Source organism: Ruegeria sp. C6 (assembly GCF_056537625.1).
Genome location: NZ_JBQFRW010000002.1, coordinates 1 through 16,625 on the forward strand (window position 1 = coordinate 1; position 16,625 = coordinate 16,625).

The 16,625-nt window shown below is 57.4% G+C and carries 11 protein-coding genes; 1 reads left to right on the forward strand and 10 read right to left on the reverse strand.

What is annotated here, in order from left to right:
• From ACR0MJ_RS07595 to rpsL, 4 genes are all read right to left on the reverse strand, one after another.
• A partial coding sequence (locus ACR0MJ_RS07595; RefSeq protein ID WP_229666150.1) for a GTP-binding protein occupies positions 1 to 191 on the reverse strand: 191 nt, incomplete at its 3' end.
• 60 nt (positions 192 to 251) lie between these two features.
• Entirely contained in the window at positions 252 to 2,369 is a 2,118-nt protein-coding gene (fusA, locus tag ACR0MJ_RS07600; RefSeq protein WP_170328783.1) for an elongation factor G, read from the reverse strand.
• Between the two features lie 18 nt (positions 2,370 to 2,387).
• A complete protein-coding gene (gene rpsG, locus ACR0MJ_RS07605) occupies positions 2,388 to 2,858 on the reverse strand; it encodes a 30S ribosomal protein S7 (RefSeq protein ID WP_010441203.1) in 471 nt (156 codons plus the stop codon).
• A 15-nt stretch (positions 2,859 to 2,873) separates the two neighbouring features.
• Positions 2,874 to 3,245 carry a 30S ribosomal protein S12 gene (gene rpsL / locus ACR0MJ_RS07610; protein ID WP_005621086.1) on the reverse strand — a complete coding sequence of 124 codons (372 nt, stop codon included), beginning with the start codon at positions 3,243 to 3,245 and terminating at the stop codon, positions 2,874 to 2,876.
• Between the two features lie 398 nt (positions 3,246 to 3,643).
• Here rpsL and ACR0MJ_RS07615 point away from each other — a divergent pair, with 398 nt between their 5' ends.
• Positions 3,644 to 4,459: a glycosyltransferase gene (locus ACR0MJ_RS07615; protein WP_480760343.1), complete on the forward strand. Its 816-nt coding sequence runs from the start codon at positions 3,644 to 3,646 to the stop codon at positions 4,457 to 4,459.
• On the opposite strand, the gene ACR0MJ_RS07620 is transcribed toward ACR0MJ_RS07615, so the two are convergent.
• From ACR0MJ_RS07620 to rplJ, 6 genes are all read right to left on the reverse strand, one after another.
• Positions 4,444 to 5,313 carry a DMT family transporter gene (locus tag ACR0MJ_RS07620; protein ID WP_170398562.1) on the reverse strand — a complete coding sequence of 290 codons (870 nt, stop codon included), beginning with the start codon at positions 5,311 to 5,313 and terminating at the stop codon, positions 4,444 to 4,446. The two genes, ACR0MJ_RS07615 and ACR0MJ_RS07620, sit on opposite strands and share 16 nt — an antisense overlap.
• Before the next feature lie 129 nt (positions 5,314 to 5,442).
• Positions 5,443 to 6,516 carry a pyridoxal-phosphate dependent enzyme gene (locus tag ACR0MJ_RS07625; protein WP_170562473.1) on the reverse strand — a complete coding sequence of 358 codons (1,074 nt, stop codon included), beginning with the start codon at positions 6,514 to 6,516 and terminating at the stop codon, positions 5,443 to 5,445.
• A 141-nt stretch (positions 6,517 to 6,657) separates the two neighbouring features.
• Positions 6,658 to 10,899, reverse strand: coding sequence for a DNA-directed RNA polymerase subunit beta' (gene rpoC / locus ACR0MJ_RS07630; protein ID WP_170398568.1), 4,242 nt, complete (start codon positions 10,897 to 10,899; stop codon positions 6,658 to 6,660).
• Between the two features lie 81 nt (positions 10,900 to 10,980).
• Complete coding sequence (gene rpoB, locus ACR0MJ_RS07635; protein WP_170398571.1) at positions 10,981 to 15,117, reverse strand: DNA-directed RNA polymerase subunit beta; 4,137 nt, start codon at positions 15,115 to 15,117, stop codon at positions 10,981 to 10,983.
• A gap of 250 nt (positions 15,118 to 15,367) precedes the next feature.
• Positions 15,368 to 15,742 (reverse strand): 50S ribosomal protein L7/L12, encoded by a 375-nt coding sequence (rplL, locus tag ACR0MJ_RS07640; RefSeq protein ID WP_010441182.1) that lies wholly within the window; start codon positions 15,740 to 15,742, stop codon positions 15,368 to 15,370.
• An 80-nt stretch (positions 15,743 to 15,822) separates the two neighbouring features.
• Positions 15,823 to 16,341 (reverse strand): 50S ribosomal protein L10, encoded by a 519-nt coding sequence (rplJ, locus tag ACR0MJ_RS07645; RefSeq protein ID WP_170406495.1) that lies wholly within the window; start codon positions 16,339 to 16,341, stop codon positions 15,823 to 15,825.
• Between the last annotated feature and the right edge of the window lie 284 nt (positions 16,342 to 16,625).

Sequence of the window (16,625 nt, forward strand, 5' to 3'; positions counted from 1 at the left end):
TCCACGTGGGCGGTCGAGATGGTGATGCCACGTGCTTTTTCTTCAGGCGCGCCGTCAATCTGGTCATACGCTTTGAAGTCACCGAAATACTTGGTGATTGCTGCGGTCAGCGTGGTCTTGCCGTGGTCAACGTGGCCAATCGTGCCGATGTTGACGTGCGGCTTATTACGCTCAAACTTTTCCTTTGCCATGATGGCCTCCTTTTTCGGTAATGAAGGGAGCGCGTTAGCCGCGCTCCCTCAAATCTTCGCTTATGCGTATTTCGCCTGAATCTCGTCCGAGATGTTCTGCGGAACCGGATCGTAGTGATCGAACTGCATGGTGAACTGGGCACGGCCCGACGACATCGAACGCAGAGTGTTGATGTAGCCGAACATGTTGGCCAGCGGAACGAACGCATCAATCGCAATTGCGTTGCCGCGCGGCTCCTGACCAGAGACCTGGCCACGACGCGAGGTCAGGTCGCCGATGATACCGCCGGTATATTCTTCCGGGGTGATCACTTCGACCTTCATGATCGGTTCCAGCAGTTTCGCGCCAGCTTTGCGCATGCCTTCGCGCATACACATCCGCGATGCGATTTCGAACGCCAGAACGCTCGAGTCAACGTCGTGGAACTTACCGTCCAGCAGGGCAACCTTGAAGTCGATCACGGGGAAGCCAGCCAGCGGGCCGCTGTCCATGACCGAGTTGATGCCTTTTTCAACACCGGGGATGTATTCCTTCGGAACGGCACCACCAACGATGCGGCTTTCGAACGAATAGCCTTCGCCTGCCTCGGTCGGCTGGATCTCCAGCTTGACTTCCGCGAACTGACCCGAACCACCCGACTGTTTCTTGTGGGTGTAGGTGTGCTCAACCGGCATCGAGATGGTTTCACGATAGGCCACCTGAGGTGCACCGATGTTCGCTTCAACCTTGAACTCGCGCTTCAGACGGTCAACCAGGATGTCCAGGTGAAGTTCGCCCATGCCCTTCATGATGGTCTGACCGGATTCCAGATCAGTTTCCACACGGAAGGACGGGTCTTCGGCGGCCAGACGGGCCAGACCCTGAGACATCTTCTCTTGGTCGCCCTTGGTTTTGGGCTCAACCGCGATCTCGATAACCGGATCGGGGAAGGTCATGGTTTCCAGAACCACCGGATCTTTCGCATCACACAGAGTATCACCGGTGGTGGTGTCTTTCAGACCTGCCAGCGCGATGATGTCGCCTGCAAACGCTTCTTCGATCTCTTCCCGGTTGTTCGAGTGCATCATCATCATACGACCGATGCGCTCTTTCTTACCTTTGGTCGAGTTCAGGATCGAGTCGCCCTTGTTCATGGTGCCCGAGTAAATCCGGGTGAAGGTCAGCGAGCCAACGAAGGGGTCGTTCATGATTTTGAACGCCAGACCCGAGAAGGCCATGTCGTCGTCTGCACGACGGGCGATGTCACGAACTTCTTCCTCGTCGCCGGGTTTGAAGCCCATGTAATCAACAACGTCCAGCGGGCTGGGCAGATAGTCGATCACAGCGTTGAGGAGCGGCTGAACGCCTTTGTTCTTGAACGCCGAACCACCCAGAACCGGAACGAACGCGATTTCCAGAGTACCTTTGCGCAGCAGGGCGCGCAGGGTCGGAACGTCGGGCTCATTGCCTTCCAGGTATTCCATCATCGCGTCGTCGTCCATTTCGACGGCCGCTTCGATCATCTTGCCGCGCCATTCGTCAGCCATGTCTTTCAGGCTGTCGCGGATAGGAGCTTTGATCCAGCTTGCGCCCAGATCTTCGCCCTGCCACAGCCACTCTTCCATGGTGACCAGGTCGATCAGGCCTTCCAGCTCGGACTCGGCACCGATCGGAATACCAACCGGAACAGCGCGTGCGCCGGTGCGGTCTTCGATCATGTTGACGCAGTTGAAGAAGTCAGCGCCGATCTTGTCCATTTTGTTGACGAAAACCATACGCGGAACCTTGTAGCGGTCAGCCTGACGCCACACGGTTTCGGTCTGGGGCTCAACACCGGCGTTTGCGTCCAGAACGCAGACAGCACCGTCGAGAACCGCCAGCGAACGCTCAACTTCGATGGTGAAGTCAACGTGGCCGGGGGTGTCGATGATGTTCAGGCGGTGCTTAGGAGTTTCTGCGGTCTGACCGTCCTCGGTGCGTTCCCAGAAAGTGGTGGTCGCAGCCGAAGTGATGGTGATGCCGCGTTCCTGCTCCTGCTCCATCCAGTCCATGGTGGCTGCACCATCGTGCACCTCACCGATGTTGTGGGATTTACCAGTGTAATACAGGATACGCTCCGAGCAGGTGGTCTTACCTGCGTCGATGTGCGCCATGATACCGAAGTTACGGTACAGTTCGAGCGGATATTCGCGTGCCATTGGTCTAAGCCTCTCGGATTACCAACGATAATGGCTGAAGGCTTTGTTCGCCTCGGCCATCTTGTGGGTGTCTTCGCGTTTCTTGACGGCAGTACCGCGGGACTGAACGGCGTCCAGCAGCTCGCCTGCAAGGCGCTCTTCCATGGTGTTTTCGTTGCGGCCGCGCGCAGCAGTGATCAGCCAGCGGATGGCCAATGCTTCGCGGCGCTCAGGGCGCACTTCGACCGGAACCTGATAGGTTGCACCACCAACGCGGCGCGAGCGAACCTCGACCGACGGTTTGATGTTGTCGAGCGCTTCGTGGAACACTTCGACAGGAGCGCGCTTTACCTTGTTCTCAACGCGGTCAAACGCGTTGTAAACGATGCGCTCTGCGACCGACTTCTTGCCGTCGATCATCAGGTTGTTCATGAATTTGGTCAGTACCTTGTCGCCAAATTTGGCGTCAGGCAGGACTTCGCGTTTTTCGGCGGCGTGACGACGTGACATATCAGCCTCTCCTTCTTACTTGGGACGCTTCGCGCCGTATTTCGAACGACGTTGCTTACGATCTTTGACGCCCTGAGTATCCAGAACACCGCGCAGGATGTGGTAACGCACACCGGGAAGGTCTTTTACACGACCGCCACGGATCAGAACAACCGAGTGTTCCTGCAGGTTGTGGCTTTCACCCGGGATGTACGAGATGACCTCGAACCCGTTGGTCAAGCGCACCTTGGCAACCTTACGCATAGCCGAGTTCGGCTTCTTAGGTGTGGTGGTGTACACGCGGGTGCAGACGCCGCGTTTCTGCGGGCACTGTTCCAAGTGCATGGACTTCGAGCGTTTTACTTTGGGCTGCCGCGGTTTGCGGATCAGCTGTTGAATAGTTGGCATTCCGGTTTCTTCCCCGTTTTGCAACACACATGACATGCACGCGCGTTGCGTGCGGTTAAATTCGCTGCACTCATGCGTCCACAAGCGCAAAACCCGCGAGCGTTCCCATTCCGAGGTGAACGTCGCGGTTTGTTATCAGAGGGCGCGAACGATAAAAGTGTCCGGGCCTTGACCAGTTCATTACTGAAATCGGTTATGGGGCGGCCCCCGGTACCGAGATGTCGCGCGTATTAAGGGGAGTCGGCCCGAGTGTCAACAGCCCAGCGGGAAAGGCGTGTTGTACATAAGAGCTCCGGCCGTCTATCAGGAACTAATGGAGATTCCCACTGCGCCGACGCATTGCAGCACTTCGGCACCGGATGCATAGTGAGCATGCCCTGCAAACCATTGGATGCCCCATGCAAGTCTTTGGCCTGTGCCGATTTTCATTCCCTGCTCTGGGCGATTTCCAGATCGAACATGACACGGTCGCAGATCGGCGCGCCCATCTCTACAACCCTGCTCGTCTGGAAGAGCGGTTCCGCCTGTTCGGATCTGTGACGTTGCCCAGCTTTCGCGCGCAGACAGATGGGGACTATCAGCTTCTGGTCGTTGTTGGGGACTGTCTGCCGAAAAAGGCGCTCGACCGACTCAAGGACCTCACCGCTGACATCAAGCAGGTACGAATTGTCCAAAGACCCGTCGAACCAAGCCATAAACACCGGCAGGTCATGAAACGAATCCTTCAGGAAACGCGTTCAAACCCGGACCGGCCCTGTCTTCAATTTCGCCATGATGACGACGACAGCATTTCGATTGATTTCATCGAAAGACTGCGCGAGTCCGCCGATGATGTTGCCGGGCTGATTGAAAAAAATCAGGCCATAGGCCTCGATTTCAACAACGGATACCAGGCCAGCTTTGGGCCGAATGGGGTTCGGGCGGCACAAGTCTACAAATCTCTGCTTGGGGTGGGCTTGGGCATGCTTATCGCGGGCGGGTGCGACCACACGATCATAAGTTTTACCCACAACCGGATCGGGCGTTTCATGCCAGTGGTCAGTTATCCTGATCGCCCGATGTGGATCAGGACATTGAACAACTCCAACGACTCGCCGCGCGCTGAAAAGCAGAAGGCGCAGCTTGCGCCGATCACGCCCGAAATCGAGACCGATTTTGCCACGCGTTTCGCGCTAAACCCCGGTTTCGTACGTTTGCCTCACTTCTCCGCCTGACGCGACCGTTCGCGAAACAGAGTGAACATCCCTGCCCCAACTACCAATGCACCACCCAGCATTGTGATCGCGTCCGGCCAGTCACCAAACACAGCCCACCCAAGTCCCAGTGCCCAAAGCAGGCTGGAATAGCGAAATGGCGCAACAAAACCGACCTCGCCCACGCGCATCACCATGACACTGAACAGATAGCCTATCAGAACAAAGACCGCAGCGCTGGCGATCATCGCTCCAGATGCGGTCGAGACCGGCACCCATCCTTCAAACGTGGAGACGATGATCGCTGCCAATGTGATAGTGAGGGATGTCGCCAGTGTTACCACCATAGAAGGTACTTCAGCTGACATTCGGCGGGTGATCAAATCGCGAACTGTTACGGAAGCAACCGCAATCAATGCGTAAATCGCATAGATGCTGAACCCTTCAGGACCGGGCCGAACGATCAACAACATACCGACGAACCCAAGCGCAATTGCAGCAATACGTCTCCATCCAATTACTTCACCGAAGAATAAGGCAGCACCCAAAGTCACGGTCAGCGGCAACGCCTGTAGAACTGCCGTAACGTTGGCAAGCGGCATGTGCATCAGAGCCGTTAAAAAGAAGATGGTCGCCGCCAACTCTGCCAGGCAACGTAATGCGATAAGCCATTTGTCATGGAGGGGAAAATTCAGGTGAAGCGCCCCAAGATAACGGGCCATTATCAACACAAGAACTGTCGCCAAAACTCCGCGCATGGTCACAAGTTGGAACAGAGGCAGATCTTGCCCCACCACTTTCACCAACGCATCATTGACGGTAAAGGCCGCCATGCTGCCCATCATCAGCAGCGCGCCTTTAACGTTAGGACTCATTTAATCAACACCCGGTCTTCAATATATCGTCGTACTCACTGTTCAATCGATCACGAAGTCAATATGCGCCGGACAATCCTGCAGTAATAGTTCCGACGAGCCACACAAACTGTCGACTTTTCAGTCGTTTCAATCTGTCATCTGGGCGGAAGGCGTAGATTTCGAGATCTCGATCTCATCATCCGTCATCTCCTCTTCTACGCCATCAAACAATGGTGTCGAAAGGTAACGCTCGCCCGTATCTGGCAACATTACCAACATGACGGAACCTTCCGGAGCAGTCTCGGCCAGTTTCATCGCGACCGCAAAGGTCGAGCCACCAGAAATACCGGTAAAAATCCCCTCTTCCGCGGCCAAACGGCGCGACCATGCAATACCGTCGCTACCGGGAACGGGAATCAACTCATCATAGTACGAGTTATCAATGGCCTCCTGCAGAACCCACGGAATGAAATCAGGCGTCCAACCCTGTATCGGATGCGGTTCGAAGTTCGGGTGGCTCTCGGTCGGCTGGTGTATTTCATTGCGCGTGTTCACATATCCTGACGACACAATGGCTGCATTGGCAGGCTCGGTCAGGATGATCTTGGTCTCAGGGCGCGCTTTCCTCAGCACCCGGGCCACGCCCGAGACCGTCCCGCCAGTGCCATAGCCCGTAACCCAATAGTCGAGATTCTGCCCATCAAAGTCACCCAAGATTTCCTGCGCGGTGGTATTTTCGTGAATATCGGCGTTGGCTGCGGTTTCAAACTGGCTGGCCAGGAACCAACCGTTCTGCTCGGCCAGTTCCTTAGCTTTTGTATACATGCCGAACCCCTTTTGCGCGCGCGGTGTCAGGACAACTTTTGCCCCCAAAAACCGCATCAGCTTGCGCCGCTCGACCGAGAAACTGTCGGCCATCGTTACAACCAAGGGATAGCCTTTGGCCGCACAGACCATCGCCAGCCCGATACCGGTATTCCCCGAGGTCGCCTCAACTACTGTCTGACCGGGTTTTAAACTACCGTCGCGTTCTGCCGCTTCGATGATGTTGAGGGCAAGGCGATCTTTGACAGAACTGGCCGGGTTAAATGCTTCGAACTTTACATAGACCGTCACGTTTGAGGGCGCGATCCTGTTTATTCGTATGCTTGGCGTGTCTCCGACGGTGTCCAAAATACTGTCATACAGACGCTTTCGCCCATGCGTTTGACGAGTTGTCATTGCGGCCCCCTCCTCTGTTGACGAAAGCATGCCACAAACCGGGTCACATTAGTAACTATCTTTGTGAGAGTTCGCCTCGGAGCGCTCACAACAAGAAAGGCCCCGCGAAATCGCGGGGCCTTTCTTAGTTATTGAGGGTGCCTATTCGCGGCTTTCCGGTGTTTCCACCAGAACGTCCAGCTCATCACCGACCATGTCGTCGTCGAAGGTTGGAGCAGCCAGAGCAGCGGCCGCTTCGGCCTCTTCCCGGCGGGCTTCGATGACCACGTTGTCACGCGATTGCGCGATGTGGCGGACGGCCTGAGTGGCCCCACCGGTACCGGCGGGGATCAGGCGACCAACGATGACGTTCTCTTTCAGGCCAACCAGCTTGTCTTTCTTGCCCTGAACCGAGGCTTCGGTCAGCACGCGGGTGGTTTCCTGGAACGACGCCGCCGAGATGAACGAACGCGTCTGCAGCGAAGCTTTGGTGATCCCCAGAAGGATCGGCTCACCCTGAGCCGGACGACCGCCACGCGAGATAGTCTTCTCGTTGGCTGCGTCGAACTCCTGCTTGTCGACATGTTCGCCTTTCAACAGGGTGGTGTCGCCTGAATCCAGGATCTCCCACTTCTGCAGCATCTGGCGCACGATGACTTCGATGTGCTTGTCATTGATCTTCACGCCCTGCAAGCGGTAGACGTCTTGCACCTCATCGATCATGTAATCCGCCAGCGCTTCGACACCCATAATCGACAGGATGTCATGCGGAGCCGGGTTACCGTCCATCAGGTATTCACCCTTCTGGATGAAGTCCCCTTCGGCGACCGGGATGTGCTTGCCCTTGGGTACCATGTATTCGATGGTCTCCATGGACTCGTCAGCCGGTTCGATGCTGATGCGGCGCTTGTTCTTGTAGTCGCGGCCAAAGCGCACGTAACCATCGGCTTCTGCGATGATCGCGTGATCTTTCGGACGACGGGCTTCGAACAGTTCGGCCACACGTGGCAGACCACCGGTGATGTCCTTGGTCTTGGCGCCTTCACGCGGGATACGCGCGACAACGTCACCGGCTTCGATTTGCTGGCCATCTTCGACCGACAGGATCGCATCCACCGACATCGGATAGTGAACCGGGTTGCCCGCGTCATTGCGGACCGGCTCGCCATCTTCACCAACCAGAATGATCTCGGGCTTGAGGTCGCTGCCTTTGGGGGCCGCGCGCCAGTCGATCACGATCTTCTGGGTCATGCCGGTTGCATCGTCGGTCTCATCCCGGACCGCAAGGCCCGAAACAAGGTCGACATATTTCGCGGTACCGGCTTTCTCGGCGATGATCGGCAGGGTGTAGGGATCCCATTCGAACAGCTTGTCGCCACGAGCAACCTTGGTGCCGTCCTTGACGAACAGCTTGGAGCCATAGCCCAGCTTGTGGCTGGCACGCTCTTCGCCGTGTTCGTCGCTGATCACCAGCTTCATGTTCCGGCCCATAACGAGGCTTTCGCCTGCGGCATTGACCAGAATCTGCGGGTTCTCGAAGGAAACGACGCCTTCCTGGCTGGCTTCCTGGAACGACTGCTGACCACCTTGCGCAACACCACCGATGTGGAAAGTACGCATCGTCAGCTGCGTACCGGGTTCACCAATGGACTGCGCGGCGATGATGCCGACAGCCTCACCTGTGTTCACCATGGTGCCGCGTGCAAGGTCACGACCGTAGCAGGTGGCGCAGACGCCTTCCTCGGACTCACAGGTCAGAGGCGAGCGGATGCGCATCGACGCAACACCAGCTTCGTCAATGGTGTCCGCCATGCGTTCGTCGATCAACTGACCAGCGGCCACGATCACCTCATCCGTGCCCGGACGCAGAACATCGTCAGCCGCCACACGACCCAGCACACGTTCGGCCAGCGAGGCAACAACCTCACCGTCATTCACGGCGGCTTCGGCTGTGATCGCACGCTCAGTACCACAGTCGATCTCGCGAACGATGCAGTCCTGTGCGACGTCTACCAGACGACGGGTCAGGTAACCCGAGTTCGCCGTCTTCAGAGCGGTATCCGACAGACCCTTACGGGCACCGTGGGTCGAGTTGAAGTACTCGAGAACGGTCAGACCTTCTTTAAAGTTCGAGATAATCGGCGTCTCGATGATGTCACCGTTCGGCTTGGCCATCAGGCCGCGCATACCGCCCAGCTGTTTCATCTGAGTGACCGAGCCACGCGCACCCGAGTGGGCCATCATGTAGACCGAGTTCGGCTCCTGATCCGACCCGTCTTCGGCCTTGGCAACGTCAGAGATGGTGCTCATCATCGCTTCGGTGACGCGGTCGTTACACTTCGACCAGGCATCAACAACTTTGTTGTACTTTTCGCCCTGAGTGATCAGGCCGTCCATGTACTGCTGTTCAAAGTCCTTCACCTGACCGCGGGTGTCATCAACGATGCCCCACTTGTCATCCGGGATGACCATGTCGTCCTTGCCGAACGAGATGCCCGCCTTGAACGCTTCTTTGAAGCCCATCGACATGATCTGGTCACAGAAGATAACCGACTCTTTCTGACCGCAGTAACGGTAGACGGTGTCGATCACCTGCTGCACTTCTTTCTTCCGCAGCAGGCGGTTGACCAGCTCGAACGGGGCTTTGTTGTTCATCGGCAGCAATGCACCCAGACGCAGACGGCCCGGAGTGGTTTCATAGCGCTTCTGAACTTCGTTGCCTTCGTCGTCGATCTGCGTGATCCGCGCGGTGATTTTCGAGTGCAGATGCACCTCACCCGCGTCCAGCGCGTGCTGAACTTCTTCGATCGAGCCAAAGACCTTGCCTTCGCCCGGCATGCCTTCGCGTTCCAGGGTCACGTAGTACAGACCCAGGATCATATCCTGCGACGGAACGATGATCGGTGCACCGTTTGCAGGCGACAGAACGTTGTTCGTCGACATCATCAGAACACGCGCTTCCAGCTGCGCCTCAAGGCTTAGCGGGACGTGAACGGCCATCTGGTCCCCGTCGAAGTCGGCGTTAAAGGCCGAGCAGACCAGCGGGTGCAGCTGGATGGCTTTACCTTCGATGAGAACCGGCTCGAACGCCTGAATGCCAAGACGGTGCAGCGTCGGCGCACGGTTCAGCATGACAGGGTGTTCGCGGATCACCTCGTCGAGGATATCCCACACTTCGGGACGCTCTTTCTCGACCAGTTTCTTCGCCTGTTTGACAGTCGAAGACAGACCCTTGGCTTCAAGGCGCGAGTAGATGAACGGCTTGAACAGCTCCAGCGCCATCTTCTTTGGCAGACCACACTGGTGCAGTTTGAGTTCCGGACCGGTCACGATGACCGAACGGCCCGAGAAGTCGACGCGCTTACCCAGAAGGTTCTGACGGAAGCGACCCTGCTTACCTTTCAGCATGTCCGACAGCGATTTCAGCGGGCGCTTGTTGGCGCCGGTGATTACGCGACCACGACGGCCGTTGTCGAACAGAGCGTCAACGGATTCCTGCAGCATCCGCTTTTCGTTGCGGACAATGATGTCAGGCGCGCGCAGTTCGATCAGACGCTTCAGACGGTTGTTCCGGTTGATGACGCGCCGATACAGATCGTTCAGATCCGAGGTCGCAAAGCGGCCTCCATCCAGCGGAACCAGCGGACGCAGTTCCGGCGGAATGACCGGGATCACGGTCATGACCATCCACTCAGGCCGGTTGCCCGACTCGAGGAAGGATTCAACAACCTTCAGACGCTTGATGATCTTCTTGGGCTTCAACTCGCCGGTTGCTTCGGCCAGATCAGCGCGCAGCTGCTCGGCTTCGGCTTCCAGATCGATCTGGGCCAGCATTTCACGGATGGCTTCGGCACCAATGTTCGCGGTGAACGCATCCATGCCATAGGCATCCTGCGCATCCATGTACTCTTCTTCGGTCAGCATCTGGCCGTAGGTCAGGTCGGTCAGACCGGGCTCGATGACGACGTAGTTTTCAAAGTACAGAACACGTTCCAGATCGCGCAGCGTCATGTCCAGCATCAGACCGATGCGGGACGGCAGCGATTTCAGGAACCAGATATGTGCGACGGGCGCGGCCAGTTCGATATGGCCCATACGCTCACGGCGGACTTTCTGCAGGGTGACTTCCACACCGCATTTCTCGCAGACAACGCCGCGATATTTCATCCGCTTATATTTGCCGCACAGGCATTCGTAATCTTTGATCGGGCCAAAGATACGCGCGCAGAACAGGCCGTCACGTTCGGGCTTGAACGTCCGGTAGTTGATGGTTTCGGGTTTCTTGATCTCGCCATAGGACCAAGACAGGATCCGCTCGGGCGACGCCAACGAGACCTTGATCTCGTCGAAAACCTTCGGGGGCGTCAGCGGGTTGAACGGGTTGTTGGTGATTTCCTGGTTCATTTGTTACCTCAAATCTTGCGGAAGGGGGGAGAGGGGAGCGGAAACTTCAAAAGTTTCCGCCCAAGAATTTTTTCAAAATTCTTATTCCTCAACCTCCGCATCCAGGAGTTCCATATTAAGGCCGAGGCCACGGACTTCTTTCACCAGAACGTTGAACGATTCCGGTACGCCCGCTTCAAAGTTGTCCTCGCCCTTGACGATCGACTCATAGACCTTGGTCCGGCCGGCGACGTCATCCGATTTAACGGTGAGCATCTCCTGCAGGGTGTAGGCGGCGCCGTAAGCTTCCAGAGCCCAGACCTCCATCTCACCAAAGCGCTGACCACCGAACTGCGCCTTACCACCCAGCGGCTGCTGGGTGACCAGGCTGTACGGCCCGGTCGAACGCGCGTGGATTTTATCATCCACCAGGTGATGCAGTTTCAGCAGGTACTTGATGCCCACGGTGACCGGGCGCGCGAATTGCTCACCGGTGCGACCGTCGAACAGAACCGACTGACCGCTTTCCGAGAAGCCTGCACGCACCAGCGCGTCGTTGACGTCAGCCTCTTTGGCCCCGTCGAAGACCGGGGTTGCGATCGGAACACCGCGGGTCACGTTGCCCGCAGCCTCGATCAGGCCATCCTCGTCCAGACCGGTGATGCCTTCTTCATAGACATCTTCGCCATAGGCCAGCTTCATCGCTTCGCGCACCGGGGTCAGATCGCCGGAACGGCGGTATTCACCCAGAGCCTCATCGATGTTCAGACCCAGACCGCGTGCGGCCCAACCCATGTGGGTTTCAAGGATCTGGCCAACGTTCATACGCGACGGCACACCCAGCGGGTTCAGACAGAAGTCAACCGGAGTACCATCGGCCAGGAACGGCATGTCTTCCATCGGAACGACCTTGGAAATCACACCCTTGTTCCCGTGACGACCGGCCATCTTGTCGCCCGGCTGCAGCTTACGCTTCACGGCGATGAAGACTTTGACCATCTTCATCACACCCGGCGGCAGGTCGTCGCCACGACGGACTTTCTCGACCTTGTCCTCGAAACGGGCGTCCAGAGCACGCTTTTGAACTTCGTACTGCTCGTTCAGGGCTTCAACGATCTGTGCGTCCTGCTCACCTTCCAGTGCCAACTGCCACCACTGACCGCGGGTCAAGGTTTCCAGCAGATCCTCGGTGATCACCGACCCTGCCTTGACGCCTTTCGGGCCTTTGACAGCGGTTTTACCCAGGATCAGGCCCTGCAGACGCGCATAGATGTTGCGGTCGAGGATCGCCAGCTCGTCGTCCCGGTCACGGGCCAGACGTTCGACTTCCTCACGCTCGATCTGCAGCGCACGCTCGTCTTTCTCGACGCCGTGACGGTTGAAGACGCGAACCTCAACAACCGTACCGTAATCGCCCGGCTTCACGCGCAGCGAGGTGTCGCGCACGTCTGATGCTTTCTCACCAAAGATGGCGCGCAGCAGCTTTTCTTCCGGGGTCATCGGGCTTTCGCCCTTCGGAGTGATCTTGCCGACCAGAATATCGCCCGGCTCAACATCCGCGCCGATGTAAACGATGCCAGCCTCGTCGAGGTTGCGCAGCGCTTCTTCACCGACGTTCGGGATGTCGCGGGTGATCTCTTCCGGGCCCAGCTTGGTGTCACGGGCGGCGACTTCGAATTCCTCGATATGGACCGAGGTAAAGACGTCATCACGCGCGATACGTTCCGAGATCAGGATCGAGTCTTCGTAGTTGTAACCGTTCCACGGCATGAACGCGACGACCACGTTCTTACCAAGCGCCAGTTCGCCCATATCGGTCGACGGACCGTCGGCAATGACCTCGCCCTTCTGGACGGTGTCACCCACCTTGATCAGCGGACGCTGGTTGATGCAGGTGTTCTGGTTCGAACGCTGGAACTTACGCAGACGATAGATGTCAACGCCAGCGTCGCCCAATTCCAGGTCTTCGGTGGCGCGGATAACGATACGCTGGGCATCGACCTGGTCGATGATACCGGCGCGTTTCGCTTGAATCGCAGCACCCGAGTCGATCGCAACCTTTTCCTCGATGCCGGTACCGACCAGCGGCGCCTCGGCCCGCAGCAGCGGAACCGCCTGACGTTGCATGTTCGAGCCCATCAGAGCGCGGTTGGCGTCGTCATTTTCAAGGAACGGGATCAGCGATGCAGCAACCGAGACCAGCTGTTTCGGCGACACGTCGATCAGGTCCACATTCTCGCGCGGGGCGAGGGTGTAGTCACCGGCCTGACGGGTCGAAACCAGGTCGTTGATGAACTTGCCATCGGCATCCAAGGTCGCGTTCGCCTGCGCCACGGTGTGACGCATTTCCTCGGTCGCGGACATGTAGTGTACCTCATCGGTCACCTCGGCGTCTTTGACGACGCGGTAGGGTGTTTCGATGAAGCCATACTTGTTCACGCGGGCAAAGGTGGCCAGCGAGTTGATCAGACCGATGTTCGGACCTTCTGGCGTTTCAATCGGGCACATCCGGCCATAGTGGGTCGGGTGTACGTCGCGCACCTCAAAGCCCGCACGCTCACGCGTCAGACCACCCGGGCCAAGCGCCGAGAGACGGCGTTTGTGGGTGACTTCGGACAGCGGGTTGGTCTGGTCCATGAACTGCGACAGCTGCGATGAGCCAAAGAATTCACGAACAGCAGCCGCAGCCGGTTTCGCGTTGATCAAGTCCTGCGGCATGACGGTGTCGATTTCAACCGACGACATACGCTCTTTGATCGCGCGCTCCATGCGCAGCAGACCGACGCGGTACTGGTTTTCCATCAGTTCACCGACCGAACGCACACGACGGTTGCCGAGGTGGTCAATATCGTCCACGTCGCCTTTGCCATCACGCAGCTCAACCAGCGCCTTGATGCAGGCCACGATGTCTTCGCGACGCAGGGTGCGCAGGGTGTCCGGCGCGTCCAGAGCCAGACGCATGTTCATCTTCACGCGGCCAACGGCGGACAGGTCATAGCGCTCGCTGTCGAAGAACAAAGTGTCGAACAGGGCCGACGCAGCTTCGACGGTGGGAGGCTCGCCCGGACGCATGACGCGGTAGATGTCCATCAGCGCGCTTTCACGGTTCAGGTTCTTGTCCTGAGCCATGGTGTTGCGCATGTAGGGGCCAACGTTGACGTTGTCGATGTCCAGAACCGGGATGTCGGTGATGCCCGCATCCATCAGGTCCTTGACGGTGCCGCCGATCAGGTCGCCGTCTTTATCATACTCCAGGGTCAGCTCATCACCGGCTTCGACATAGATCGCGCCGTTTTCTTCGTTGATGATGTCCTTGGCGACATACTTGCCGACGATGTTGTCGAAGGGCACCAGCAGGTCGGTAACGGCACCTTCGTCGATCAGCTTCTTGACCGCGCGCGGGGTGACTTTCTTGCCCGCTTCGGCAATCACTTCGCCCGATTTCGCGTCGATCAGATCATATGTCGGACGGGTACCGCGCACACGCTCGGGGAAGAAGGGCGTGACCCAGCCTTTCTTCTTGTCCAGCTTGTAGGACACGGTGTTGTAATAGGCGTCCATGATCGCTTCCTGATCCAGACCCAGCGCGTACAGCAGGGTTGTCACAGGCAGCTTACGCCGACGGTCGATACGGGCGAAGACGATGTCCTTGGCGTCGAACTCAAAGTCCAGCCAGCTGCCGCGATACGGGATGATGCGGCAGGCAAACAGCAGCTTGCCCGAGGAATGGGTCTTGCCCTTGTCGTGATCAAAGAACACACCGGGCGAGCGGTGCATCTGGGACACGATCACACGCTCGGTGCCGTTCACGATGAAGGTACCATTCGGCGTCATCAGGGGCATGTCGCCCATGAACACGTCCTGTTCTTTGATGTCTTTGACCGATTTCGCGCCGGTGTCCTCATCGACATCAAACACGATCAGGCGCAGTGTGACCTTCAGCGGCGCGCTGTAGGTCATGTCGCGCTGCATGCACTCTTCGACGTCGTATTTGGGTTTTTCCAGATCGTATTTCACGAACTCCAGAACGGAGGTTTCGTTGAAATCCTTGATCGGGAAAACCGACTGGAACACACCTTTGATGCCTTCGCCGTCTGTGGGCTGTTCTGCATCGCCGGAGCGCAGGAAAAGATCATAAGAAGATTTCTGCACCTCAATGAGGTTCGGCATCTCCAGCACTTCGCGGATTTTGCCGTAATATTTACGAAGACGTTTCTGGCCAAGGAACGTTTGAGCCATGTCAGATGTCACCTTTCGATGTTCTCAGCGGGCAAAGACACCGTCGGGCCCCGGCATCTTGCACAATCGAGACGACACGTCCGGATCAATTCGTGACCACCGTCCCGAAGGTGGCCTCCCGATCCGAAAACCGTGTCTTAGAAAACGCCCCAGACAATGAGGCCCTTTCTAAGACAGGTTCGGCTGGACCCGGATTTCTCCGGACCCAGCCAAATTTTGCGGCGCATCAGCGATGCACCTGTCGGTTGGCTTAGGCCAGCTCGACTTCGGCGCCAGCTGCTTCCAGCTTGCCTTTGACTTCCTCGGCTTCGTCTTTCGACACGCCTTCTTTGATCTTGCCGCCAGCTTCGACCAGCTCTTTGGCTTCTTTCAGGCCCAGACCGGTGATGCCGCGAACTTCTTTGATCACGTTGATTTTCGAAGCGCCGGCGTTCTTCAGAACGACGTCGAATTCGGTTTTTTCTTCCTCAGCTGCGCCACCGGCGTCGCCACCAGCTGCAACCATTACGGCGCCGCCAGCTGCGGGCTCGATGCCGTATTCGTCTTTGAGGATGGTTTTCAGTTCTTGTGCTTCCAGCAGGGTCAGACCCACGATGCTTTCTGCGAGTGCTTTCAGATCAGCCATTGTATTAGCTCTTTCCGTTTTACAGTGTGTGTTCCAACGTCAGGGTGGTTCCCCTACGCAGATCATTCAGTGCCAACCGCTTACGCAGCTTCCGCCTTCTCTTCGATGGTGGAAAGGATGCTTGCGATGTTGCTTGCAGGTGCGCCAATCGCGCCGGCGATGTTCGAAGCAGGTGCGCCAATGCAGCCCACGATCGAAGCAATAAGCTCTTCACGAGACGGCATTTTCGAAACGGCTTCAACGCCTTTGCGGTCCAGAGCGTTCTCGCCCATTGCACCGCCGAGGATCTCAAAATTCTTGTTATCCTTGGCGAAGTCCTCGGCCACCTTGGCAGCTGCCACGGGGTCCTCGGAATAGGTCAGAACGGTCATCCCTGTCAGCAGGTCGGCCATGCTTTCACACGGCTTACCCTCAAGGGCGATTTTGGCGAGCCTGTTCTTGGCAACACGCACGGCACCACCCGCGTCACGAGCACGTGCGCGAAGGTCCTGCATCTCGGCAACTGTCAGACCGGCGTAGTGCGAAACCACTACGACGCCAGAGCTTTCGAAGATTTGGCCGAGTTCCTCGACCACTTTCTCTTTCTGGGCTCTATCCACAGTTCTCTCCAAGTTAGGGGCGATATCTCACCCCGGCTCATATTTGCCGCAGCTTTCGCTCCGGCGTTCAGGTCCGTTGTTACGGGATTGGCCAAAATGCGCCCGAGGATCGTGACCCTCAGAATTCTTTGGTCTTACCCGTCTCAGGCAGGGAATTAAGGGGCCAGATGAACCCACCCACCGTCTTGGACGAAACAAAATAAAGCGCACGACGAATCGCACGCTTTATTCCGCAGGTCTACTTAGGACAGATAGGCCGGGTTTCCAAGAGGTAAATTTAGGCG

Coding starts and splice junctions, on each gene's coding strand:
- fusA (WP_170328783.1), bottom strand. CDS start 2,369: ATGGCACGCGAATATCCGCTCGAACTGTACCGTAACTTCGGTATCATG.
- rpsG (WP_010441203.1), bottom strand. CDS start 2,858: ATGTCACGTCGTCACGCCGCCGAAAAACGCGAAGTCCTGCCTGACGCC.
- rpsL (WP_005621086.1), bottom strand. CDS start 3,245: ATGCCAACTATTCAACAGCTGATCCGCAAACCGCGGCAGCCCAAAGTA.
- ACR0MJ_RS07615 (WP_480760343.1), top strand. CDS start 3,644: ATGCAAGTCTTTGGCCTGTGCCGATTTTCATTCCCTGCTCTGGGCGAT.
- ACR0MJ_RS07620 (WP_170398562.1), bottom strand. CDS start 5,313: ATGAGTCCTAACGTTAAAGGCGCGCTGCTGATGATGGGCAGCATGGCG.
- ACR0MJ_RS07625 (WP_170562473.1), bottom strand. CDS start 6,516: ATGACAACTCGTCAAACGCATGGGCGAAAGCGTCTGTATGACAGTATT.
- rpoC (WP_170398568.1), bottom strand. CDS start 10,899: ATGAACCAGGAAATCACCAACAACCCGTTCAACCCGCTGACGCCCCCG.
- rpoB (WP_170398571.1), bottom strand. CDS start 15,117: ATGGCTCAAACGTTCCTTGGCCAGAAACGTCTTCGTAAATATTACGGC.
- rplL (WP_010441182.1), bottom strand. CDS start 15,742: ATGGCTGATCTGAAAGCACTCGCAGAAAGCATCGTGGGTCTGACCCTG.